Source organism: Brevundimonas sp. Leaf168, from assembly GCF_001423685.1.
GTDB classification, from domain to species: domain Bacteria; phylum Pseudomonadota; class Alphaproteobacteria; order Caulobacterales; family Caulobacteraceae; genus Brevundimonas; species Brevundimonas vesicularis_C.
In genome coordinates, this window is record NZ_LMOY01000008.1 from 52218 (window position 1) to 76470 (window position 24253).

Consider the following 24253-nt stretch of genomic DNA (forward strand, 5'->3'; position numbering starts at 1 on the left):
CCACCGCGGGCTGTTTCGGCTATTATAGTCAACGCGTTGTCCAAGGGGAGGTTTGGCTGCTCAACTCGCGAGAATCTATTTCCTAGCCGCGGTTAGGAGGCTCTTATCTCTTCAGAAAAGTCGGCGATCTGTTGAACGATATTTTCGACCAGACTTACCCGGTCGCCCAACCGGTCGCCGCAAACCTGTCTAGCGCTCGCGTGCCAGACATCCCTCCCATCCGTGTTGCGACGCCAAAGTGTGGAAGCCATATTGCTCAGGAACAAGGTCCTGCAACCCAGAGCGGCGGCAAATTCGGCATGCGTGGTGCATGGTGCGATGGACAGGTCCATGTTGGCGAAGAATGCCGCCTGTTCCTCAAAATCGTCCCGCAGGTCCAGGCCGTATGGGAAGTGTACATTCGGCAGCACAGCCTTGATTTCCGCAACCTCGGCGAGGGTTATGCCGGTTTGTGTCACCCAGAACTCAATGCCCGGTAAATCGCCGAGCGCTTTTAGGTGGGAAACAGTGAGATAGTGGCGATCTCGCTGTACGCTGGTCAGCATGCTCCGCCATGTAAGGGCGACCCGTAATGAACCGGCGGCGCTGCTTTCCCGCTGTAAAAAATCTTTCCAGCGATCGACGCGAACCGGATCCGCCCTTAGATATGCCTTGCGTTGCGGAAAAGCGTCGCGATCGGGCCGCAGTTCCCCTAGAACGTCAAGATAAGACAGTGCGACATCTGCGCGCTTCCCCAAGCCAACGGCGGTGTCATTCAATGAGTCGGCCGCCAGCGCTCCACGAACTGACCGGCGCGAGAAATAGTCGAGGCTTCTGAATTCCCTTCTCGACCTTGGCACCGGCACGAATTCGATGCTGGGAAAGCTTCGGGAGAATATCGTGTACAGCCGCGGTTCGCAGGCCACAGTCAGGCTGGGAACTACAGTTCGGATGTCGTCCAGCAGCGACGTCAGGCGGATTTCGTCGCCAGGGCCTCCTTCAGGGAACACAAAGCCAGATTTCGCTTCTGTCTTGCTTGAGAGTGTTTCTTCCACCCGCAGATACTTTTTTCCAAAAGTGTCTAAGAACTGATGGGTTACCCTCCGGTTTCGATATTCTCCATAGGCTTCACCTATGCGCCCCTGCAGAAGGCGGAGCTCCATACGAACGTTTTCAAATCTTTTTGGAAGACCCGCTGAAAGGTCATGAGCCTCCGCTTTCTTTATCTCGTCCTCCGCCGCAGTTGCATTTCCGAGTTCCAGATGACACCGGGCCAAGCCAATATGGCGTATGTACAAATAGGCAGGGTTGCGAGCATCGATGAGTGCGAACCGGGTAAGCGCGGTACGGTACTCTTCGCGCAGTTCGGCACAATGAGCGAGGTAATGCTGTAGCGGCGCAAGCGCCGCTCCGTCGGCCGACGAGTTTTTGAGTGCGTTTTTTAAGAGAGTCTCAGCACCCAGGATATTTCCGGCTCGAACCAGCATGATTGCCCCTTGATGTGTCGCTACCAGGGGTTGTGGAGAGCGCCGTGCTTCGGATGTTACGGTGTCGAGGTCAATGCTCAGAGCCTGTGGAAGCAGTATCTGTACAACCCGTGCGGCATCCGAGTTAAGCGGATCGAGGGCGAGCGCCGCCTGAGCGGACAGCACGGCGCTGGTTCGATCTCCCAGAAGTTGGAAGATCATCGCCTTCAGTGCGTGCGCCTTGGCTGAGCTCCGCCAAGATTTCAAAGCGGCATCGGCGGCGTTCAACGCATCGAGTAGGCGCCAGTTCTTCATGGCTACCTTTCCTACCGCCACGAAAGCCTTCGAGCGAGCTCGCCGGCTAGCCGCCTGCGAAGCCAAGTGGAGCGCGCTAGGAAAATCTGTATGCGCGAGGGCCGCAGCGGCGGCCCTCAAGTCAACCGCGCGCGCGCCCGTCCATGAGATTGCTCGCGCATCTGGGATCGGCTCTGGGGCGAACTTCGCCAGCCAAAGGTGTGCTCTTAGAAGATCGGGCCGGAAGATTGGCGGCGTGCCGTAATATCCTAGACCGGCCTCTTGTTGGGGAAAGCGCTGCGCGAACGTCCTTTTGGGGGGGCGCGCCCGCTTGCCCTGCCAGAGGCAAAGAAAGCCAACGATCTTCTTGAGGGTGAGCGCGCGCCCCTCTACCTGCAGGGGCTCGAGCGTCTTGATCGCCGCCGCAGTCTGGCCAGCCCTATAGGCGCTGATTGCTGACAAAAGGGCGATTGAAGGCCTTTCTGGAGCGCGGGTTCTGTTGGCCCACAGTTGGTCTACGGTCGTCAGGGCTAACTCTGCGAACGGCGACCATATCAACTCGACCAGCAGCGCTTCGGTGCGCCGGTACTCCGGGTGATGCCTCGAACGTACTTCATCGCGTCGACAGCAGTTCAGCGCGTAGACGACCCAATCGGCGTCCAACTGGTTCCACCAGCCGCTTGGGAAATGGCCTGTGCGCCAAGCCTGCAGCACCTCGGGGGGCATAGCCAGATCGGGCGAAAAAAGCGCGATGCGACGCAATCGTCGAATTAGAGCGCGACGCTTTCGGGTGAAAATTTTTCGCACCAGATGATCCGTTTGCGCTGACATCGAAAGTTTCCAGTTATGCCAAGACCCTCGCGGGCAGGCGTTTGGAGCGCTCTCCTAGAAGAATCTCGACGCCCCGTCACGCTAAGAGCGCATGACAGCAGGATATGTCGCTTTGTCGAATTGGCCGGCGGAAGGAAATATGAGCTCAAAGTTCATGGTGAAAAGCCGGGCTAGTGCTAGGTCAAGGTAGTCGGAGCGGCCGGAAAAATTCACGGAACATGTTCGGAGGACTTTTCTTGATCAGCATCCTGACGTTTTCGATCGGTTCGACGCCGAATGAGTCGTCTTGGCCGAGCGTTGTGGCGCTGTCACCGCTAGCCGCATCGGGCAAATGAACCGACCAGCCTGCCGATCTCATCGGAATCTCGGGCTTGGATCGCCCGGACATCGTAAACTTTAGGCCGTCAGGGCAGGATCTGCGCTCAGGTGAGACTCGAATGCCCGCCCCGTTTCTGCCAGAGGATGAACTGGCCGATCAACTCGCTCCGCTCGATGAAGTTGACCTGCACGAAGACGATGAAGTTCGTGATCGGGAGGAAGCCGATCTTCGGCACTTACAGATGGTGTTGCGGAATATGGCGACCTACGAAAGTGCGAATGTCGTGGCTAAGAGATGGCTTGCCGTCTCACGGCATTCGCTCTTGCTGCTGCTGTAATGCTGAGCAAACCCGCAGAAGATGACAGACGTTCGAGCCGTCATACATGAAGGAGCAGAGGGCGAAGGACGAAGGCGTTAAGACGCCGAAAGCCACGTGCGACCGCTTCGGCCAATATCGGCGCCAACCCATAGCCATTGATCTGCAAACCCCACCCCGCAGCAAGGCGTCGTATCGGGTCATTTCGTCTGATTTTCTAGAGGACAACCCCAGTGTCCGCTTTCACGTCGAGATATATCAATCAGAAAGCGATGCTTGGCTGGCCTACAAGTTGGAATTGCTGAACTTGCAACGCTTCAAGTACGAGCAACTGGCGCTTATTCCCGAGTTGTCCGAACCATTCGGCTATTTCCCGCTGCACTACGAGCCCGAGAAGACTGGCAATCTAGATGGAGGTTGGTACAATGCCTATGATGCCATTGCCGCGCTGCGATGCAAGGTACGACTAGATGTGCCATCTACGTCAAGGAACATTATTCCCAGTTCTCGCAAAGCATGAGCGGCGCCCGGGGCAGGTCAGCCTACTTCTATCGCGCGATCCGGTCCCTGTTTAACGTAGCGGTCATCGATATGGACACGCCACAGTTGGAGCTAATGTCAAAGGCGGTCTTCACAGCGTCGCAGACCGGAACGACATGTATCAAGGCCGCCTGCCTGCGCCGCAAGGCGGTTTTGATGGGGGATACCTGGTTTTCGCGCTGTCCTAACGTGTGGCGCTTCGCGGAGATGCCGGCCTATGACGCGTTAATGGCTGCTCCGGTTCATGACGCCGAGGCGGTCGAGGCGGTGATAAGCGACTGGGTGCGACGTTACACCGTCAACGGCTACGTCAGAGGATCATTTATCCGTATGCACCGGGCGCGAAAGCTGCAGCGACCTGATTTTTCGTTCGCCGAGACGTGCGCGGAGATCGCGCGCTCGCTGCACAAGGGCGGCTGGGTTTAAGACGTAGCGGCAACCGTTGCGGTTAAATTGCGTGGCTCGTTACGACCGGCCGACACCTCCGAGTATTCAAGGTCGTAGTGACGATTTAGGACTCCCGGACTGGCGCGGTTCTGATCCGACGCTTCTTTTGGCGGGCGTTGGTGGAAGGCGAGGCTCTTCGGGACGATCAGTGGGCGCGTATCGAACCGTTCGTGCCGGGTGGTCGCAAGGGCAAACGGGGTCAACGCAGCAACGGTCGTCTGTTCGTGGACGGTCTGTTGTGAATGGCGCGATCGGGCGGTCGTTGGCGTGACCTGCCGGAACGGTTCCTTCGTGGTGGGGGATATCAGGAACAATTGGATCACCTGCTTGCGGCTGACATCCCTCGTCCCTTCGTGGACAGCGAACGCCTTGCTCTTAAAGATGGTTCTCTTGAAGTGGAGGGGCACGGCGTTTCCGTTGTCAGCGCACGGACGGTAGAACCCGAAAGTACGCCGATGGAAATTGTTACCTTTTGTCGTTTGGCTTGCGGGCGGCCTGAATTCGGTACGGACGCGAAGCGCGAGCTCGCCGTTCCCACTTCGCGACATAGGCAGCGACCTTGGAGGGGTCTTCGATCACCAACATGTTTTCCGCGTGTGTTTCGGACGCGCTAGTGAAGTTGTGGCTACCCGTGATAAGGATGCGGCGATCGACAATGATAACCTTGTTGTGTTGCAGCGTGACGTTGTAGTCCGTCAAGACATCGACACCGGCCTCCTGAACCTCTTCCACGCGAGGCGCGCTCGCCGGTGACGTCGACGATCATTCGGACCGGAACGCCTCTTCTCTTCGCGTCCGAGAGCGCTTGGACGATGCGTCGATTGGTGTAGGCGTAGGACTGAACGAGTATTTCGGTTTGCGCTCTGGCCAGTTCCTGGACCGCCAGGGCGATGCAGTCGTCGTCCAGCTCGAAGCAGACGCGAATGGGATCGGCGGCCGCCGCAGCTGTCATCGACGGCTGGCAACCCATAACGGCGATCAGAACGGGGGGGACCATTAGATGGCCCATAAAATTCCTCGCAGAATCTGATAGTTGCGGATGGCGATCTGACACTCTCAAATCCCGAGATCTTGGCGCCATGCTCGTTCGACCTGGCTGCACAGCAGGTCAAAGTCGACTGGGCGTCCATCTTCGTCGTTGATTTCCACCGCCTCGGCCCCGTTATTCATTGGGGCGCGAGATCTGGCGACCGATCCTTGTCGTCTCTGGCTCTCAGACTGACGGCGCCGCCGCGTTCAGGGGTGGTGGTCGTGTATTCATCAGTTGAGTGTCTTCCGGCGCTGCATTTTCGATGATGACGAACACTGTCTGCACGGTGACCATGAGGCGACCAAAGGTTTTAGTGGTCCAGAACCGATTGACGCGACTTTCAATCCGTTCTTTGGGCGTTATTGTGCGTGCGAATTAATCGGAGCTGCCTAATTGACGTCAATTCAAAAAGGACCCCGCCGCCTCGCACGATTATGGCGGAAGGTGACGCCCGATGCGCGCCAAGGCTCTACAGAGATTGCCGACGAGATTTCTCGTGGAGCGGTGTCGATCGGCCAAGACGTGCAAGCGCTGGAGGTGTCTGCCGAGTTGCGCCCGGCTTCACCGGCATCGTCGAAAAGCGTCGTTGCGCAGGTTCGCTTCTATGATGAGGCGGGCAAAGCGCTCGAGGTAAGGTCTCCACCGTTGCGACATTCCGACAAAGTTGGCAGCTATTTTTACCCCTACGATTATATGCGCGGCGGCACGTTTCGTTTCGTCATCCCGGCGCCGAGTGGGGCAGCGAAGGCGGAGGTGATTTTGCGCCACTGGCGCAAGCTGGACAAGACGCCGTATGGCGCCGGCGCCTTGTCCATCGAGCCCGTCGATCCAATCGCCGCACCGCAACGAGCGGGGGCTGTGGTGGGGGAAGACGAAGCTTGGTCGGCTGAACGTGTCTTGCGTGGCGCCATCAAATCTTACGCGACCACTCTGGCGGCAGGCGTGGATCCCCTTCCAGGGCATGAAGCGCCTTTTGGCGAGGCTGTCGCCGAGCACTTCATCTTTGAGACGAGGGACGCCAAGCTCGCGCGAGGGCTAGCGCTTAGACGGCTTGCGGCAGGTCGCGACCGAGACGCTCTGTTTCTTTTGCCGCTCGTGCCGGACCAACGCTTGTTGGAGGCCGCGTGTCGCCGTGCTCTGCTAGACTGGGCTGAGAGCTTCTCTCTGCCTGTGCTCGAGCGGCGTCTCGGAGATGCGGGGGCTGTGGTCCTGATCGCACAAGAAAGAAGTCCGCTGATCGGGGAGTCTATCCTGAGTTTCTTCAAAGAGCAGGATTGGCCTCTGGAGGTGTTTTCGGCTGATAGTCCGACCGGTTCTCTCGCCCTCGGCGTGTGGACCGCAGTCGAACATTTGAATGGAGCCGAGGCCGGCCAGGCCGTTCGGTTGGCGGATCAGGTCGTGCGAGCGGGCAGGGGGCGGGACCTGCGGCTTGTATGGGCTTCAAGCGCAAGAGATGCCTTGGTTGCGGCGTCAGTGGGTCGACGACTGGAACTGCCGATCGTTTATGAGATCGGCGATGCCGCAGAATGGATCGACCGCTTCAACGATGCCGTTTGGCGATCGACCGACGAGGGACAAAGGGAGGAAGCGCTTCTGCGCGCCGCGTTGCGGACCGCAGATCGCCTGGTAATCCAGGACGAAGGCCAGCGCGCGTGGCTGTCGATGCTGACCGAAGGTTTGGATCGGATTTATTGCGCTGGATCAGAGCTCGCCATGCTGAATGGCCTCGCGAGAGGAAATCAGGCGACAGGAACCGCCTCGGAATGAACATGCAGCCAAACCAGGACTTGGCGACGTCCCGAATTTCCGGATTGCAGGAGGCGAACCGCATCGGCAGGGTTTACGCCGATTGGACGGCTCTGAAGGCTGACGGCGCGATTTCCGACGCCATTTGCGCCGTGGAGGTTTTGCAAGCGTACGATCGGCCTCGACATCTCATGAACGCCCGACTTCGGGAGATGCGGACATGGCTGCCCGTCGCGCTGTTGAAGCGTGGCCGGCCCCAAGACGCGCAGGCAGCGCTCGATTCAGCGGAGAACGCCTACGGAGCCTCTTCCCAAACGCGTTCGGCCCAGGCTCAGATTTATTACCATTTCGGACGGCTGGGAGAGGCCGCTGCGGCGTTCGGAGAGGCGCTCGTTCTCCTCAAGCCGACCACCAAGCCCTCTCCTGCTTATGACCGAGCCGCCCACGCCTGGGTGGACGCCCTTTGCCTGAACGGTGAGCATGAGCGGGCGCGCAGGCTCGTGGAGCGACTGTTCGCCAAACGAACAGCCTGGAAGACGGACAATATCCGCGCCCTGCGCCTGACGGTGAAATCGGCCGCAGATCTGGACGAATTCGCCGCGTTCCTGGCTCCTTCTTTCAGCAAGCAGGGCGCGGAATCCCGAACGGCGCTTTATCATTACTCGATGGCGTGTCGCGAACAGGGGCGTTATCGGGAAGCCGAAGCGGCGGTTCGCCAGCGCTTTATCACCAGCGCTGAAATCGTCGGCTTTGGCTCCAAAAAGGCTCCGTCGAAAAGCGCGCGTCAAGGTTGGGTCGAGGACGCGCGCGTTACGCTGCAGAACCTAAAGCAAGCGTTGGATGAAGCCGAAGCTCCAATGTTCCTGATTAGCGGCACTTTGCTTGGCTGCGTCCGCGAGAACGACATCTTGGGACATGATAAGGATATAGACGTCGGGGTGATGGAGACGGGCTTGGATAAGGCGAAGATCCAGGATGTCATCGCCCGAAGCGGCTGGTTCTCGATAAAGCCTTATCAGTCGCCGGGCCTTCTTCGCCTTCAGCACGCGAGTGGCGTGTTAGTCGATGTGTTCTGGCATCGCGAAGAGGATGGCCGCATCGTCCACGAGGGCCTGAAAAGCAAATGGTGGAACTCGCCGTTCGATTTAGTGAGCCGTGAGTTTCTTGGGCAAGATCATCTGATACCCCGGAACTACGGCCTGTATCTGCAAGAAAACTACGGAGATTGGGTGCGACCTAGCGTCGAGTTCGAAACGTTCGTCGATACGCCCAACATGATCATCACTCACGAAGGTGAGATGATGTGGTATTATTACTGCAAACTTTTTGAGTATTATTTTTCGGGAAAATTCCCGCAGTTTGAGAAGGTCGCTCTGGCGATCTTGGCGCAAAGGCCCCGGGATTGGGCGATTGTGCGGGTCCTTGAATCAGTTCGTCGATTTGAGCTGGGGCGGAGTGCCGGTTGATCGCGGTTCCCGCCATGCTTTCTGTCCCGGGATGTAGAGGGTCCAGCCATCGGGATGTTTAAAGCAAAGCACATCCATGGCGCGCCCCGTTCGTTGCCTGATGATTATTTTTCTTGTGGCCTGCTCCACACGGCGCTCCTCGGTCTCACGAACGGGACGATGATAGGTGCGGACTATGTGGTGACGACGAAGCTCCGGTGACATTCCGATGACGCTCCATATGGTTGACTGGAGTGAGGGATAGTGGAAAGGGTGCGGCGATGCGCAAGGTCATAACCTACGGTACATTTGATCTCTTCCACATGGGCCACCTTCGGCTCCTGGAGCGCCTCCGCGCGCTTGGAGATCACCTGACGGTTGCAGTCTCAACAGACACCTTCAACACGATCAAAGGCAAGAAGAGCGTTGTGTGCTTCGAGGAGCGAATGCACATCATCGCCGCGCTCCGCTGCGTCGATGATGTCATCCCCGAAAACGACTGGTCGCAAAAAGCCGTGGACATCGTTTCGCGCGGCATCTCCGTGTTCGGCATGGGGCATGACTGGCAAGGTCATTTCGACGACTTGAAGCCGATGTGTGAGGTCGTTTATTTGCCGCGCACCGAAGGCATCAGCACGACCTTGATCCGCGAATCGATTGTGTCGCCCACTACGGTCCGCGCCATACTGACTGAAATCGAGGCTGCTGCACCAAACATCGCAGTGGGGCGTTGATTTTCTAGTGGCTTCATCACCAATCGGCTGCAGACGAGCGGCGGGCGTTAGCCGGCCGCAACCGAAGCCGTGAGCGCCATGCGCATCGCAGTAATCTTTGGCACGCGGCCCGAAGCCATCAAGATGGCGCCGGTTATCCGCGCGTTGCAGGCGAATCCATCCTTCGAATGTCTCGTCTGGTCCACCGGCCAACACAGGCAGATGTTGGACCAGGTCCTGTCTCTGTTCAGCCTCCGCGTTGATGAAGATCTGGGCTTAATGCGGCCAGACCAGACCTTGAACGAGCTCTTTTCTTCTGCCGTTCTCGGCGTTGACCGAGTGCTGAAGGAAAACCAGCCTGATCTGCTTCTGGTTCATGGCGATACGTCAACTGCGGCGGCCGCCGCCACGGCGGCGTTTCATCGCAAGGTCGCCATCGGACACGTAGAAGCCGGGCTGCGGAGCGGGCGTCTGGACCAGCCATGGCCCGAAGAGTTCAATCGCCGCGTCACAGATATGGTCAGCGATCACCTGTTCGCCCCCACCGAAGGCGCGCGACGCAATCTTCTGGCGGAGTCTGTCCCAGCGGACAAAGTCCATGTGACCGGCAATACCGTCATCGACGCGCTGCTGCAGGTTCAGGAGCGTCTTCTGGCAAATCCCGTGAGGGCGGCGGAACTAGCCGCTCGCTTCGACATGATCGAGGATGACCGTCCCCTGGTCCTGGTGACGGGCCACCGACGAGAGAATTTCGGGGAGGGTTTCCGAGGAATCTGCTCAGCCATCAAGCGTCTGTCCAACTCTGACGTGGCTCAGGTGATCTTTCCTGTTCACCTGAATCCACACGTGCAAGGCCCCGTCCGGGAAATGCTGGCCGACTGCCGCGGCGTTCACCTGATAGATCCCGTGAACTACGAGGAGTTCGTCTATCTCATGGGGCGCTCGAGCGTCATTCTGACCGACTCCGGAGGAGTCCAAGAAGAAGCGCCGTCGCTAAACAAGCCGGTTCTGGTCACCCGCGATGTCACAGAGCGTCCCGAGGCCGTTGAAGCGGGCGTTGCAGAGCTGGTGGGGACTAATCCGGATCGGATATACGAGGGTGTCCTTGCGGCCTTGATCCGTCCCGCCATGAACGTGACCAATCCGTATGGTGATGGAGGCGCGTCGCAGCGTATCGTAGAGAAGTTGATCAATGTCGCTGACCGTTTACGCTAAATTCAACGCTCCACCGTTGCCGAAGCTCGATCTGGTAGTGGTCGGCTTAGGCTACATCGGGCTTCCGACTGCGGCGGCGCTAGCGCGAGCCGGCCACAGGGTCGTGGGCGTCGATGTGAACCCAAATGTGGTTGATGCCGTAAATCAGGCCCGTCCGCATCTCGTGGAGCCGGGGCTGGAAGACCTCCTTATCGAGGTCGTCGAGAAGAAAGCGCTCAGGGCAACATCGGACATGCCTGAGGCGGAGGCCTATCTGATTGCTGTGCCCACCCCTGTGGGTCAGGATCAATTTCGCACGCCCGATCTTAGCTATGTTTTCGCCGCGGCAGACGCCATCGCGGCTCGCCTGCGTCCAGGCTGTCTGGTGGTGCTGGAGTCCACCTCACCCGTGGGCACCACGCGCAAGATGATCGACCGCATGAAGCGGGCGCGGCCCGACCTTCGTTTTCCTGAACCGGGGGAAGATGCGGGCGCCGATATCGATGTCGCCTATTCGCCTGAGCGCGTTATTCCGGGGAAGACGCTTTCGGAGTTGACGAGCAACGCGCGTGTTCTGGGCGGGGTGACCCCGAAGGCCGCCATGCGGGCGGCCCGAATCTACCGGTCGTTGACCACAGGCGACCTCCTCCTCACCGACGACCGCTCTGCGGAAATGGTCAAGCTGGTGGAGAACGCCTTCCGGGACGTGAACATCGCGTTCGCCAACGAGCTGTCGCTGATCTGCGACCGAATGGAGATGGATGTCTGGGAAGTGATCGCGCTGGCCAATCATCATCCCCGCGTCGACATCCTGAAGCCTGGGCCCGGGGTGGGCGGGCACTGTATCGCCGTTGATCCCTGGTTTATCGTCGCCCAGGCACCTGAACAGTCCCGCCTCATCAGGACGGCGCGCGAGGTGAATGACGGCAAGCCGTGGTTCATCATGGATAAGGTCAAAGCACTTCTGGATGGGGATCCGGAAGCCCGCGCCGCCTGCCTGGGGTTGACCTTCAAACCGGACGTCGATGATTTTCGCGAAAGCCCGGCGCTCGAGATCGCGCGTTCTTTGAGTCGCGCCTATCCGGGCCGGATTGTGTGTGTCGATCCCTACAAGGATCTTCTCACCGACCCTCAGGGCCTCGTCTTCACGACGTTCAAAGAGGCCATGACCTGCCAGGTGCTGGTCGGTCTAGTTTGTCATAGTGAGTTTTACACGATGGAACGGCCAAAGGGCCACCTTGTCGATGCCTGTGGGCTTTGGTCGTAACGCTGGCTGAAGCGAATGGAAGTTGCTAGAGGGCTAGGTCATCGGCAGCGAAGCGGAATGACATGAGTGCTATGCCGCCATGGCGTTCAGCCTCCCCCCACTCCCCCGAAAGGACCGCGACTACGTTCGGGGGGGCTCTGAAGCGTCTCTGGCGCGGGAGTGAGGATGTACGCCGTACAATAAAGAGTACGGCGGTGGTCATCCATGCGCTGATCCTCCGCGAAGCGCTCACACGGTATGGGCGCCGCTCCGCGGGGTTTCTTTGGGCGATCGTCCAGCCCGTGACTCAGCTGGTCTCCCTTCTTTTGATTTTCGCCTACCTTCGTCACCGGACGCCTGCAGCCGGTGAGAGCCTGACGATTTTTCTCATGACGGGGATCATGCCCGTGTTTCTGGTCAGAGGGGGGCTCACCCAGGGCGCGGGCGCCGTTGCAAGCAATCGCGGTCTCATGATCTATCGCAAGGTTGGGGCCTTCGAGGTAATCACCGCACGGCAGATACTTGAACTGACGATAAGTCTCTGCGTCGTGCTGATCATTATGGTTTTCATGAAGGTGTTTCACGGTCTCGCCTTTCACGAGTGGGTGGACCGCGGCTTTAGTCTGCTCCAGGCCCTGGCCGCTCTTGCTTGCCTGGCGTACGGGCTTTCATACCTAAGTGCGCAGATGGGTAGGATGTTCGATCAATGGCGGGATTTCTCCGGTATACTGAGCCGTATCCTCTTTTTCACGTCAGGCGTGTGGTTCACGCTCGACAGTCTGCCGCCGGCGATACGAAAATGGGCGGTGTTGAATCCTTTGGCGCACGTCATTGAGTGGATCAGAGATGCCGCCCTGCCGACCTTCTCAAGCTTGCACGTGGATCATCTTTACCCTTTCCAGTTCGGACTGACGTGCCTGTTTATCGGATTGTTTATCGACTGGTTGCACCAGATTAGCGGCTATGATCTCGTCGCAGGGCGGCGTCGATGATTGAGATGATCGACCTGGAGAAATCCTACATTACGCGTCACGGCCGCAGACCCATTATCCGGCCGACGAATTTTGTCTTCTACCGTGGGGCAAATACTGCGGTTCTCGGTTTGAACGGCGCGGGCAAGTCCACGCTGCTGCGGTTGATCGGCGGCGTGGAACGGCCCGATCGCGGACGGGTGCTCCGATCGGTTTCCGTCTCCTCGCCCATCGGTCTGACAAACGCCTTCAACGGCGAGTTGACCGGAGCGGAAAACCTCAAATTCGTCTGCCGAATCTACGGGCGAGACATAGCCGAAACGACGGAGTTCGTTCGCGAGTTCTCGGAACTGGGCCCTTACTTCTATGAGCCGATCAAGACCTACTCTTCCGGTATGAGAGCCCGGTTGATGTTCGGCTTGAACATGGCGATAGACTTTCAGGTCTACTTGATCGATGAGGGACTCAGCGTGGGCGACGCTTCGTTCCGCCGAAAATGCCACGAGGCTTTCGCGGAGCGACGGTCTCGATCAGATATCATCATGACCGCCCACAGCATGTCTACAATTCGGGAATTTTGCACGAGCGCCGTGGTTGTCGACAACGGCCGCGTCGTGCCTTTCGAAGATTTGGACGCCGCAGAAGAATATTACATGGAAATCCTGGCCCGAAAGAGCATCGCATGACTACGATGGATGTGCCGGTCACTGCCGCACAGGCGAAAGCAGCGGTCCGCCGGGCATGGCTGTGGCGCTCGGCCGCTATCGTCGTTCTCGGGCCGACGCTGATTTATGCCCTCTACCTGCTGCTGCTCGCACCTGCGCAGTATCAAACGTCGTCCTCGTTTGCGTTGCGTGGCGCACAGGCTGGTTCACCTCAAGACGCGCTGAGCCTGCTCGGCATCGCGGCGCCGACGTCGAACGCGGCTGACGCGAAGGTTGTCGAAACCTACATCCGTTCGGAAGCCATGGTGAAGGCGCTCCGGGAGAGCCATGGCTTCAATGAAGCCTATTCCCATTTTTCACTAGATCCTTTCTCGTATCTTTCCCCCAACGCGTCGTTGCGTAAAGCGACGGCGTTCTGGCGGAGCAAAGTGAAGATCATCCATGACCCCGCCACACAGGGGGCTACTGTAGAAGTCAGCGCCTATTCTCCGGAAGAAGCGCTTCGTCTGTCTCAAGGCGTGCTCAGACTCAGCGAGGATCTCGTGAACGGTCTGCCGCGTCGCGCGATGCGCGACCTCGCAGCCGCTGCCGATCGCGAGATCGCCATGCGCCGCAAAGCCTATGAAGACGCTCGAGACCGCCTCACGGAATATACGGGGCGAAACTTTTCCGGCGTGCAAGCGGCTGCTCCGGCTCAGCAGGCCCTTTCACTGGTCGGATCGCTGGACGCCAGCCTGGCCGAGAAAAGGACGCAGTTGGCCACGGCACGTGAAACGTACCAGCCTGGCGCGCCTCAGCTTTCGGGTCTTGAGCGCGAGATTGAGGCGTTAGAGACAGAACGCGCTCGCGCGGTGGACCGGGCTCTCCAGGCGCCGGGCGAGCGGGCGGCTGGAGGCGAGATTGAGGCGCAAAGCCTGCTGCTCGACTATCAGGTCGCCCAGCAGAGCTACCAGGTCGCAGTTCAGGCCGCAGATACGGTTCGTCGTCAGCAGATTATCGATCGCAAGTACATTGTTTCATATGTGCCGCCCTTCCAGCCTGAAACGTCCAATTGGTGGAGCCGTCTGGGTGGCATTGCGGCTGTGTTCTTTGGCGCCGCGCTACTCTGGGGCGCGGGCACGCTCATCTATTCGATCATCCGGGACCACGTCGAGTGACCTTTTTCAAAGCAATCATAAGCGCCTCCGCTGCGCTGCTGCTCGTCAGCGGCGCAGCTCAGGCGCAGAACGCCGGCGCTGTCGAGCCGGCCCAGATCGCGGTCGACGCGCGCGCGCCAACCGGACCTGAAAGACTGGTTCTAGAGAAGGGCCGGGGCGATAGGCCGCCGCCGCTTGGCTCGGAGATGTTCGGGGGGGCGGTGCTCGACAAGAATTCTGCAATCGTTGATCCGAACCACGTCCTAAGGCCGGGCGATCAAGTTCGCGTCACGATGTGGGGCCTTGTCAATGAGGCGCAGGACCTGGCGATCGACAGTCAGGGCAACGTCGTCGTCGCAGGCGTCGGTCCTGTGCGGTTGGAGGGCGTGACCGCCGGCCGCGCACCCGCGGTAATCGAAGCCGCTGCGCGAAAGGTTTATAGCGATGGCGTGCAGGTGTACGCCGCTGCGATCAGCGCGAGCTCAACCCAAGTCTTGGTGACCGGTCCAGTCGGCCGTCCCGGCGCTTACTCGGGATCCTCCGAAGATGCGCTCATCGTCTATCTTCAGCGCGCGGGCGGCGTTGACGCGGAACGCGGCAGTTACCGCCGCGTACGCATCATGCGGGGCGGCCGGACCTTGGAGACGGCCGATCTTTACGAGTTTCTGCGAAGCGGGATCCTGCCGGGCGTTTCCTTCCGCAACGGCGACGCCGTAGTCGTGGAGGAGCAAGGGCCCGCGGTCTCAGTCACCGGCGACGTCCGGGCGGCCTATACTTTCGAGCTGTTGTCGGAAGGCGAGACGGGCGCGCAGCTGATGCGTTACGCCCGCCCACGTCCAGGCTCGACCCACGCCGCAGTGGTCGGCGTCAGAGATCGACAACCGTTCTCTGTGTATCTGCCTTTGGAGGCGTTTTCGACCTTCATGCTGCGCGACGGCGATCAGGTCCAGTTCACCTCCGACGTTCGCAGCACCGAGGTTCTCGTCAGGGTGGAGGGCGCTCATGAGGGGGCGTCGGTTTTCACCCTTCCTAAGGGGACGACGCTGGGGGGGCTATTGCAGCAGGTGGCGGTCAGCCCCGACGCAGATATGAGTTCCATGCACCTAAGACGCGACAGCGTCCGCGTGGCTCAGAAGCAACTGATTGAAGAAGGCCTGGATCGGCTTGAACGCTCGGCCCTCCTGGCTCCCGCGCGGTCGCCGGCTGAAGCATCAGCCCGTGCGGCTTCCGCGACGTTCTTGACCCAGTTCGTCGACAGGGCGCGTAGCGTGGAGCCGCTCGGCATTTTGGCCCTCAATGGTCGCGACCCGAACAGCGTTCGTCTAGAGAGCGGAGACCTCGTCGTCATACCCCGGCTTTCCCAGGTTGTTACGATCGCAGGCGAGGTCCAGGCTCCGCAGTCCTTGTTGGCGCTTAATGGGGGGGACGTCGATCAGTACGTCGCCGCCGCGGGCGGATTTACACGTCGCGCCGACAAGCGCCATGTTCTTGTCTATCGTCAGGACGGTCAGCTTCGCGACGGCGGCCGCGTTGAACCGGGTGATCGCATCCTTGTTCAGGCAAAGCCGGATTCAACCCTGCTGCCCTTCATTCGTGACATCACGCAGACACTGTTCCAGACGGCGGCCATCTTCCTCGCTTTCGATAACTGAGGCGCGGTTCCCTACCACATAGCGCCCGCGTGGTAGGGATCCTTGCAGCCGATCGCCAGGATCGGTGGTGTACGAGGATCATGCTTCCAAACCCCGATTCGCCCTTGTCCGCTGACGAATCTCACCATCACGGTCGTCGAAAGAGCAAGAGATGAGCCATCGCTCTCGCCTTGGAGATACGCTGGCGCTTGTGGGATCGTTGGCGCCGTGGCCCCTTCGCGTGTTAGGGGCGAGAGCGGCCTCCCGACGAGGGCTTCATGTAGCCGCGCTCAAAGCGGCGCCCAACGACCCTTGGGTGCTGGCGAATCTGGGTATGTTCCAAAGCGCAGCGGCAAACCCACGAGCGAAGGTTGCCAAGGCGATCGGGCTGGCCGGGTTAGGCAAGATGGTTGACGCCAAGGCGCTCCTAGGGCCGCTGCATCTCGTACCGTGGCGACACCGCACCCAACTTGCCAAAGTCATCGCGCCTTTTGATCCAGGGACAGGGCTGGACCTGCTCCCTCGCGAGGCGCTTGCATCGCGAGCAGCCTGTCTGATTGCGTTGGGAGCCGTCACAGAGGCCGAACAACTTCTGAATCAGCTTGACGCCGGGAGGGAGACCGGCCTCCTGCGGGCGGCCTGTAGCACGCGCAAAGGTGCAAATCGGCGGGCCCGCATACAGATCAACGGGGTCTTTCTCGCGGATGGGCTGAAGGCCCCTTTTCCTGAAAAGGATGAGCCTCTCACGCTCACTGGCCTGAATGACGTGTCTCGCGACCCGATCAACCAAATAGGCGGCGCGCTGGTATCTGTGGTGCTTGCGGTCCGCGACGCAGCGAACACGCTCGGCATGGCGCTGGACTCCCTGCGAGGGCAAACGTGGCGAAACGTCGAAATTCTGGTGGTCGATGACGCCTCAACCGACGGAACGGCTGATATCATCGCTGAGCACGCCCGTTCCGATGAGCGGGTCGTACCTTTGCGCAACACTGGGTTCGCCGGCGCTTATGGCGCAAGAAATACCGGGATCGAAGCCGCCCGAGGTAACTACGTCACATTTCATGACGCCGACGACTGGGCGCACCCCCAGCGGATCGAGCGCCAAATCGCAGCGCTCGACGCAGGTAAGGTCGGCAGCGTGTGCTCCCATATCAGGCTGAATGCCGAAGGCCATCTTTTGGCGCCGCGCGTATTCCCGCTCGCACGGATCAATCCAATTCTTCTCATGTTGCAACGCGAGGTGCTTGTGCAGTGGGGCGGATTTGACAACGTCCGCTTGGGGGGAGATTCAGAACTTCTCGCTCGGATCGACGCGCTTTACGGCCGAGACGCTGTCGCCAGGATCGCCGAGGTCCTCGTGATCGCTGGATGGAGCAGCTCTTCGCTGATGGGATCCGCTGACACGGGTCTGAAAGGCGATGGTGCTGCGTTGAGGGTCGCCTATGTCGAGGCGTGGCGTCGCCGGCATGCGAGGGGAGAATTCGCGACCGAAGCGCGGCAGGCCGCCAGCCTTGCTTTCGCCGAGAAGACGTGGCGTTAAGGCGCTGACTGGCACCGACGAGGCTTCTATTGACTGACACCGCCAAGGCGGATGCGCGATTACAACTGCGTCCCCCGCAACCTTCAGAAGTCGCCGAACTGACGAATTTGAGGCTGAAGGTTCTTGCTCTATCCGCTGAGAACGAGCGCCTCCGCAACACGGTGTCGTTCCAGTTGGGTGGCGCCATTCTGAAAATGCGCTCCCTTGAAGGGATGCTTCATTTTCCGGGCGAGCTTGCGCGCCTCGGCCAGCTCTCGCGTCATCGCCGGGGACGCCTGAAGGATGGGGAAGAGGCGCCCAAGAGCCTCGAAGAGCGGCTGCGAAGGATCGTGACGCGCGCCGTCGACATGAGTGCTGCGGAAATCGAGGCCGCCGTAAGGCTTGAGGGCGGATCCGAGGTCGTTCAGGCGACCCTGCTGACCGGGCTCGCCAATATCATTCGCCCACTGGATCCGGCAAAGGCGCTGATCCTGTCCCGGCGCGCCGCCGCCTTAGCCCCGACAGCGCAAAACAACATCGCACTGGCGAACCTCTTGGTTGACGCTGGCGCTGTAGAGGAGCCTCTCTCTATCTACCGCCGCCTCCGCTCCAAACGGACGCCGATGCCGTATCGGTCAAATCAGCGGATGGCGTTGCTGGAAGGCATGGTTCGCGTCCAGAGCGGCGGCCTAGAAATCCCTCCTCGTGTCGCGGGCCTACGGACGTCTGGAGAACGACGCATTCTCTATGTCGCCGCCAGCTCATTTCCATACCACACGACAGGATATACTTCCCGCACGCAGGCCTTGCTGAGTGCGCTCATTCAAGGGGGAGAACGTGTCGACGCAGTGACTCGGCCGGGATATCCCAACGACAGGAACGATGTGCACGTGATGCACGCTGAGGCCGTTCAGACCGTGAACGCGGTCACCTATACTCGGCTAACCGGCCCGCAATCCAACAGTACGCCGTTCGATCATTACTGCGAACGCGCCTCCGCCAGTCTGTCTCAGATGATCGAGAAGACCGGAGCTACCATCGTACACGCAGCGTCCAACTATCTGAATGCTATGCCGGCCCTAATCGCCGCAAGAAAGGCGGGGCTGCCTTTCGTCTATGAAGTCAGAGGTCTGTGGGAACTGACGCAAGCGGCGAAGGATCCTCAATTTGAACTCAGCGAGCGGTTCCGTTGGCAGCGTGAACAAGAGGCGCGGGTCGCCGCGGCGGCAGATCGGGTGCTCACGATTTCGCAGGGCTTGAAGGCTGAACTTATCCAGCGAGGCGTGGACGCGGGTACGATCGTCATCGTGCCGAACTGTGTGGATTCAGAAGTCTTTATCCCGACCCGACGCGACAAGGCGTTGCGCGACGAGCTCTTGATCGGTCAATCCAAGGTGCTCGGCTTCATTGGTTCCATGACAGCGTATGAAGGATTGGTCGATCTCGTTTCGGCGATGGCGGAGCTTCGACGCCAGGGGGTGGATGTCTGTGCGCTTCTGGTGGGAGACGGTCCCGCTGCGCAGGAGGTTCGGGAGGCCGCGCGCAGCTTCGGTGTGGAACGACATTTGATCATGCCGGGCCGTGTCCCGCATACCGATGTGGCGCGTTGGTATTCGCTCATGGACGTCGCCGTTTATCCCCGCCGGCCTTCGCGTGTGACCGAAATGGTGCCGCCGCTGAAGCCGTTGGAAGCTATGGCGGTCGGCGTCCCTGTAGTGGCGTCGAACGTTTCGGCGATACAAGAAACCGTCAAACACGATTATAATGGCCTCCTTTTTGAACGTGGCGACGTCAGTGACCTCGTCCAGCAGTTGAAAATCGCTTTGACCCAGCCCCGTCGAATGCGAGCTTTGGCCAAGCAGGCTCGCCGTTACGTACAAAATGATTACAGCTGGACCGCTGCGGCAGCCCGCGTCGCGGATGCTTACGCCGAGCTCGAGGTCCCGGTCGCAGGATGATGAATTCTGCTGACAGGAAGCCTGGTGCGTGGGCGGGCTTTGCGTTTCGCCGGAAGCCGTGAAAACATGAGCACGAGAACGATCCGCCGAAGGGTTGAAAGCCCGGTGCTGCGCTGGACGCCTCCGGGGCCAGACCGACAGTACCGCGTGGCCGTAAGAGATGAAGATACTGGTCGTCGCCTCATCATTTACGAGGGATTCCAGACGGAATGCCGCCTCCCGGCGGATCTCCGTTTGACGCCAAATCAGCTGTCCTTCTGGGTCGGCAGCCGGTCTGAGCAGGAGCCAACCGCACGTTTCCTGCGCTGTCAGGATTATACGGTCATCACCCGGTTAGGGGATGATTATCAAAGCGCCGCGCCTGATCGCCTGACCGCCTCAGAGAGGCCGAATGTCGATGAGTACCGCCTGCGGGTCCGTGACAGCGAAACGGGTCGCATTCTGGTGGAGATGAGCCGCTCCTATCCCGCATTCCTGCTTCCGGCCGGACAGCTTGAGGAAGGAATTTTTGAGTGGACAATACAGCCACGGTTGAAGGCGGGTTTCGGTAAACCGGTGTGGGCGTCGGTTACTGATGTCATGGTGTCGGCAGCTCGCAGTCGTGCGGAACGCTTAATCGCTTTGCCGGAAGAACCTCGTCCCGCCCTCGCGGTCGTGCGTGGAGAGTTGCCACCGGGCTCTCTGGCACGCATTCGTGAGGCGCCGCCGCAACCAGCGACCGTGGCGCTCGCCCTTCCTGTCACTGCTGACCCTCGTATTGCCCCCGAGCCCAGCCTCCAGAGCGTTATTACGACGCAATGGATTAACTCGGCGGGGACCGGGGCCATTCAGATGGCGTCCTGCACGCTCAAGGATGCAGGCGTCTCTGCTTGGTTTTTCCTAGATATCGGGTCGATGAACCAGGCCGGATCGACCGTCGCCCGTGATCTAACGGCGACCTTGATCGGCGATGGTCATCAGATTGGTCTCACTATTGGTGAGTCGGTTTGGGATTTTCGCCCCCAATCGGAGGGCTCGCTAACGGATTTCGTAAGTCGTCAGCTGGACGCCTTTATCACACTGACGGGCGGCGGTGATGTTACGCCAGTCCGGCTTTCTGTCACCGCGCGAACTCAGGAGTGGCTCCGGGCGTGTAGCGAAGCAGGACTTTCGGTCGTCACGATGCCTCGGAAAACGCTACGAGCCGGCGCGCGCTGGATGCACTGGCGAACTGCGCCTTTCGTCACAGCAGATGGCGTGGTCGTGTTACCGCCGGCAATGTTGTTGTCCACCCCTGCACATCCCCGCGACCAGGTTTTGAGGCACCCTGTCAACGCTGCGGATTCCCTGGCCGCTGCGTCTGCGGCGCAGACCCTCAATGCGTTGGCGACGACAGGCAAGGTGCGCCTTCTGATCGCAGAAGCCGATCCGCTGCGGCTGCTGGCCCGAGTTCGGTTTAAACGTCGGAAAGAGGCGGAGGCTTGGAACGGCGTTCTTCGCCATGACCTGCCGGAGTGGTGGGATGCGGGATGGGGCCGCACAGCGGCGGGCTACGACGTCGCCCAAGGCGTCAATGAGATCCAAGTGCAAATGCTCTCCGGTTTGGCAGGCGGAATGAAAAACTCGGATCTCTCGTGGGGTGCAGCGACGGACGTTTTCGACGAGACCAAAATCAGGGGATGGCTGGACGCCGAACCCAGCGCCAATCTCATTGTTGAACAACGTCGGGGGCCCCGATTGACGCGTCTTTCTGAGGGACGAGCCTATGACAATGCGCTTCGTCTGGCGTTGTTGGCGGACCATGCATGAGCAGCGATTTTCCGGCCGCAGCGGTGATCGAGGCAGCTCAAGCCTTGCGGGCGTCCTTGTCGTGCAGCCGAGCCCTCGTCGTGGGTCCCGACACCTTGGCGCATTGGGTCCAGCTTGAGTTTTCGCCAGAAGTCCTGGTGAAGAGGGACAGCGTCGACGCGGCTGCCCAGCATGCTGACCCGTCGCCGATTGACCCGGGCTATGATTTGCTCGTGGTCAAGTACGGCTTGGAATTTGGAACCGTAGCGGAGGCGCGAGACCGTCTATTGGCGCTCAAATCCTTGCTGACGACCAACGCATTTGGGCTTTTCACCATCAGACCGATGGCTCATCCGCTATCGGTCGACGACGCCCCAACGCCTGTTGGCCCCCACGATCTTCTGCTTTTTCCCTACGCTGCGAGAATGGGCGATCTGGGGGCGACGGCGAAAAATCGTCTGCTGTTGTCGCCTCTGAGCTGGAGATACATGTTTGAACGGGGTGGTTTTTCCATAGTGAAGATATTTCGCCCTCAAACCGACGCACAGCGCATTGAGCTGCGGCGCGCTCACGGCTCCCGACTCCATTATTTCGACGATGACGCACTAAACACAGGCGCTATGACGTTTCTAGTCTCGGTTGATGGAGCATCGCAAAATGACCTTGCGTGACCTTCGACGAGCGCTCACCCAAGGCCGCAGGGTTCTGTTTCCGACCTCTCTGCGGCTGGTGCTGGAGCGGACACCGGAATGGCGAGAGGTCGAGGAGGAATGGCTATCGCAGAAACAGGCTTTCGGACTTCAGACCGAGGACGCCGATATCCTCCAACTCGGTTGCGGTGACGGACGGCTGCTGTTCCTACTGCTGGGTGGTGACCACCCCGCACGCCGCGCGACCGGGATCCGAACTCTTATAGGATCGAAGACCCTCATAAACTGGCCAATGGAGGATCGTCTGGGGCGCATTCAGATTCATGACGAGATCGCCTATTTGGACGCCTTTGATCCAGCCTCTTTCGACCTCATCATCTGCGATGATCTCGAGAACGTCTTCTGCCTCGACGGCTTGGAGGACAGATTGGATCGACTTTATTCACTTCTGCGGCCCGGTGGGGAGGCCGTGCTGACGGTTCAATGCGCCAACACGACTGGAACGGGTGGTTTTGGGGTTCTTACGGCGTCGTCATGGATCATGATGTTTATGCGGGCGGGATTTGAACCGGCGAATGTCATGCGGCTGCCCACGGCCGTCGACAGGGAGGCCATGGAACAGACGACGGGGGACGCCCAATCTCTTCGGCTTCATCTCTTGCGCCCTTGGGAAGCGTGGGAGCTTGAACGGCTGCGGACTACAGATGAGGCTGTTGACGCCTCCGCATCTAAAAAAACTAAGAAAAAGGCCTGACTATTCAGGTGATGTCCTCAAACGAGATAGAGCATGACGCCCAGTGAAATCCAGGCCCGCCTCGACGCCTTTACGGCATCGCAGAACTGGATGCACAATATCCCGCTGCCTCATGGCCTTTTCACAGTGAAGCCCGCAGCGAACCACCTGGCACCCCTCGACGACAAAGAATCACGGGCTCGAAAAGTAGCGGTGCTTCAGAGCCGAGGCGCAAAAGAAGGTCTGCTTTGCGCGCTGGACTTGGGCGGCAAAGACATCCTGGACGTCGCTTGCGGCGAGGGAAAGTACAGCTTCATCGCTGCCGGGGAGGCTAAGAGCGTGTTCGGCCTCGATATTGACGAGGAGCGGATCGCAAAGGCTCGATTCGTGAACGAACTTGTGAACTTGGATAACCTGTCGTTTGACGTTGTCGATATTTACTCAAGCCAATTCCAGCAACTCCCCAAGGCAGATTTAGCCCTGTGTTTTGGCCTGATCCATCGCCTTCCTGACCCATTCAACTTCATAAATGCGGTCAGTTCCTGCGCTGACGCCTTGCTCTTTGAATGGATAGGCGCTCCTCCCCTTCTAGATCAAAACGTGCCTTGGGCCTTTCATAATCAAGGGCGCCTGTATGAATGGCAGAACGCTATTGGAAATTTCGAAGAGAAGGGCGTGGCGTCGAAGGGGCGGGCCGGCGGTGGCGTCAATCGCGCCTCGTACTGGAACATCAGTTACGGTGCGCTTGAGGCGATGTGCCAGCGCTCAGGTCTAAACCACTTCCTGCGTTTCTCGCGCGCGCCAATGTATCCAGACCTGTCAGCGCAACCCGAGCTGCAAACGAAACGCGTCATGCTTCTCGCATCCCGCAATCCCGCAGAAGTCATGGGGCGGCGAACGCGCGAAGGGTTGATCCGTTGGAAACCCAAGCGCCCTGTATGACGTGGCTCGAAGCCGCTCGGCAGAACCACCGCGAAGCGGCGGCGATGTTCCGTAACGTCGCGCCCTTATTCGAAAAGATCGAGGTTGCGCCGCTTAGCATCACACACGCCTGTCGCATGCACATGTTTACACGAAGGGCGATGGGTTCGAAGTTGTTCGATATGGGCAAGGTCATGCCCGGCGATTGGGATCAGGAGTTCGGCGGTGTCGCCAATCCATCACTCGCGCAAGACCCGATAATCACGGGAATCCGCAGACGCTACCTGGACGGCCTTCCTTGGAGCGAAACCGGCGTCATCGAACACAAGCTGTTCCAGATCGCGCGAAGCCCCCGCGGCAAAATCGATGGCTGCCGGACTCGGGAAGACCTAGAGCGACGTTACGCAGCATTGGATGACGTGGCGGCCTCCATCCAGTCCGAAGGCTACAGGGTCCGTCATGATCTGGAGGCAAATCCCGTCCCGGGGTACGATGACATCAGCATCAGCATTGGCCGGCAGGGAGAATTGCTGTTGGCTACCGGAGGGCTTCATCGCTTGGGTATCCTTCAGGCTGTTGGCTATAAAAAGATATCTGTGCTCGTCGTCACGCGCCATCAGGAATGGCAGCAACGCCGAGATCTCAACGTGGCTGACGACCATCCGGATTTCCTCAGTATGTTTGATGGAGCGCCCCCTAGCCGAGGATCGGGCGGACCTTCGCTTGGAAACTGACG

The 24253-nt window shown here is 59.6% G+C and carries 22 protein-coding genes and 1 pseudogene; 20 read left to right on the forward strand and 3 right to left on the reverse strand.

What is annotated here, in order from left to right; all coding sequences use genetic code 11:
• Window positions 1-92 precede the first annotated feature (92 nt).
• The gene (locus ASF81_RS07525; protein ID WP_156363187.1) at window positions 93-2570 is read right to left on the reverse strand and encodes a lipopolysaccharide assembly protein LapB; all 2478 of its coding nucleotides are present in this window, start codon (window positions 2568-2570) and stop codon (window positions 93-95) included.
• 437 nt (window positions 2571-3007) lie between these two features.
• Here ASF81_RS07525 and ASF81_RS15030 point away from each other — a divergent pair, with 437 nt between their 5' ends.
• The 4 genes and pseudogenes from ASF81_RS15030 to ASF81_RS15650 all read left to right on the forward strand — a co-directional run.
• A complete protein-coding gene (locus tag ASF81_RS15030) occupies window positions 3008-3226 on the forward strand; it encodes a hypothetical protein (RefSeq protein ID WP_156363188.1) in 219 nt (72 codons plus the stop codon).
• Window positions 3227-3272: 46 nt separating this feature from the next.
• The gene (locus ASF81_RS07530) at window positions 3273-3725 is read left to right on the forward strand and encodes a hypothetical protein (RefSeq protein ID WP_055807141.1); all 453 of its coding nucleotides are present in this window, start codon (window positions 3273-3275) and stop codon (window positions 3723-3725) included.
• Entirely contained in the window at window positions 3722-4171 is a 450-nt protein-coding gene (locus ASF81_RS07535; protein WP_055807144.1) for a hypothetical protein, read from the forward strand. The genes ASF81_RS07530 and ASF81_RS07535 overlap by 4 nt, the downstream gene beginning before the upstream one ends.
• 137 nt (window positions 4172-4308) lie before the next feature.
• Window positions 4309-4500: pseudogene (locus ASF81_RS15650) on the forward strand (transposase); the annotation flags it as partial.
• 157 nt (window positions 4501-4657) lie between these two features.
• On the opposite strand, the gene ASF81_RS15545 reads toward ASF81_RS15650, so the two are convergent.
• Entirely contained in the window at window positions 4658-4924 is a 267-nt protein-coding gene (locus ASF81_RS15545) for a phospholipase D-like domain-containing protein (RefSeq protein ID WP_055807147.1), read from the reverse strand.
• The gene (locus tag ASF81_RS15655) at window positions 4818-5273 is read right to left on the reverse strand and encodes a phospholipase D-like domain-containing protein (RefSeq protein WP_082503493.1); all 456 of its coding nucleotides are present in this window, start codon (window positions 5271-5273) and stop codon (window positions 4818-4820) included. Before ASF81_RS15655 ends, ASF81_RS15545 begins: the two co-directional genes overlap by 107 nt.
• Window positions 5274-5666: 393 nt before the next feature.
• Here ASF81_RS15655 and ASF81_RS07550 point away from each other — a divergent pair, with 393 nt between their 5' ends.
• From ASF81_RS07550 to ASF81_RS07625, 16 genes are all read left to right on the forward strand, one after another.
• Window positions 5667-6989: a hypothetical protein gene (locus ASF81_RS07550; protein WP_235559274.1), complete on the forward strand. Its 1323-nt coding sequence runs from the start codon at window positions 5667-5669 to the stop codon at window positions 6987-6989.
• A complete protein-coding gene (locus ASF81_RS07555) occupies window positions 6986-8434 on the forward strand; it encodes a hypothetical protein (protein WP_055807156.1) in 1449 nt (482 codons plus the stop codon). The genes ASF81_RS07550 and ASF81_RS07555 overlap by 4 nt, the downstream gene beginning before the upstream one ends.
• A gap of 260 nt (window positions 8435-8694) precedes the next feature.
• On the forward strand, window positions 8695-9147 hold the full coding sequence (locus tag ASF81_RS07560; RefSeq protein WP_055807159.1) for an adenylyltransferase/cytidyltransferase family protein: 453 nt from the start codon (window positions 8695-8697) through the stop codon (window positions 9145-9147).
• 78 nt (window positions 9148-9225) lie between these two features.
• Window positions 9226-10341 carry a non-hydrolyzing UDP-N-acetylglucosamine 2-epimerase gene (gene wecB / locus ASF81_RS07565; protein ID WP_055807162.1) on the forward strand — a complete coding sequence of 372 codons (1116 nt, stop codon included), beginning with the start codon at window positions 9226-9228 and terminating at the stop codon, window positions 10339-10341.
• A complete protein-coding gene (wecC, locus tag ASF81_RS07570; protein ID WP_055807165.1) occupies window positions 10319-11587 on the forward strand; it encodes a UDP-N-acetyl-D-mannosamine dehydrogenase in 1269 nt (422 codons plus the stop codon). Before wecB ends, wecC begins: the two co-directional genes overlap by 23 nt.
• A gap of 194 nt (window positions 11588-11781) precedes the next feature.
• Complete coding sequence (locus tag ASF81_RS07575; protein WP_055807168.1) at window positions 11782-12558, forward strand: ABC transporter permease; 777 nt, start codon at window positions 11782-11784, stop codon at window positions 12556-12558.
• On the forward strand, window positions 12555-13223 hold the full coding sequence (locus tag ASF81_RS07580) for an ABC transporter ATP-binding protein (RefSeq protein ID WP_055807171.1): 669 nt from the start codon (window positions 12555-12557) through the stop codon (window positions 13221-13223). Before ASF81_RS07575 ends, ASF81_RS07580 begins: the two co-directional genes overlap by 4 nt.
• Window positions 13220-14359 carry a hypothetical protein gene (locus ASF81_RS07585; RefSeq protein ID WP_055807174.1) on the forward strand — a complete coding sequence of 380 codons (1140 nt, stop codon included), beginning with the start codon at window positions 13220-13222 and terminating at the stop codon, window positions 14357-14359. The genes ASF81_RS07580 and ASF81_RS07585 overlap by 4 nt, the downstream gene beginning before the upstream one ends.
• On the forward strand, window positions 14356-15990 hold the full coding sequence (locus ASF81_RS07590; RefSeq protein WP_055807177.1) for an SLBB domain-containing protein: 1635 nt from the start codon (window positions 14356-14358) through the stop codon (window positions 15988-15990). The genes ASF81_RS07585 and ASF81_RS07590 overlap by 4 nt, the downstream gene beginning before the upstream one ends.
• Before the next feature lie 295 nt (window positions 15991-16285).
• On the forward strand, window positions 16286-17509 hold the full coding sequence (locus ASF81_RS07595; RefSeq protein ID WP_162237588.1) for a glycosyltransferase family A protein: 1224 nt from the start codon (window positions 16286-16288) through the stop codon (window positions 17507-17509).
• 29 nt (window positions 17510-17538) lie between these two features.
• Window positions 17539-19446, forward strand: coding sequence for a glycosyltransferase (locus ASF81_RS07600; protein ID WP_156363190.1), 1908 nt, complete (start codon window positions 17539-17541; stop codon window positions 19444-19446).
• Between the two features lie 66 nt (window positions 19447-19512).
• The gene (locus ASF81_RS07605; RefSeq protein WP_156363191.1) at window positions 19513-21234 is read left to right on the forward strand and encodes a hypothetical protein; all 1722 of its coding nucleotides are present in this window, start codon (window positions 19513-19515) and stop codon (window positions 21232-21234) included.
• Window positions 21231-21884 carry a hypothetical protein gene (locus ASF81_RS07610; RefSeq protein ID WP_055807189.1) on the forward strand — a complete coding sequence of 218 codons (654 nt, stop codon included), beginning with the start codon at window positions 21231-21233 and terminating at the stop codon, window positions 21882-21884. Before ASF81_RS07605 ends, ASF81_RS07610 begins: the two co-directional genes overlap by 4 nt.
• Window positions 21871-22617: a hypothetical protein gene (locus ASF81_RS07615; RefSeq protein WP_055807192.1), complete on the forward strand. Its 747-nt coding sequence runs from the start codon at window positions 21871-21873 to the stop codon at window positions 22615-22617. The genes ASF81_RS07610 and ASF81_RS07615 overlap by 14 nt, the downstream gene beginning before the upstream one ends.
• Window positions 22618-22650: 33 nt before the next feature.
• Window positions 22651-23538, forward strand: a complete 888-nt coding sequence (locus tag ASF81_RS07620; protein ID WP_055807195.1) for a bifunctional 2-polyprenyl-6-hydroxyphenol methylase/3-demethylubiquinol 3-O-methyltransferase UbiG — start codon at window positions 22651-22653, stop codon at window positions 23536-23538.
• Entirely contained in the window at window positions 23535-24251 is a 717-nt protein-coding gene (locus ASF81_RS07625; RefSeq protein ID WP_055807198.1) for a hypothetical protein, read from the forward strand. The genes ASF81_RS07620 and ASF81_RS07625 overlap by 4 nt, the downstream gene beginning before the upstream one ends.
• The last annotated feature ends 2 nt before the right edge of the window (window positions 24252-24253 follow it).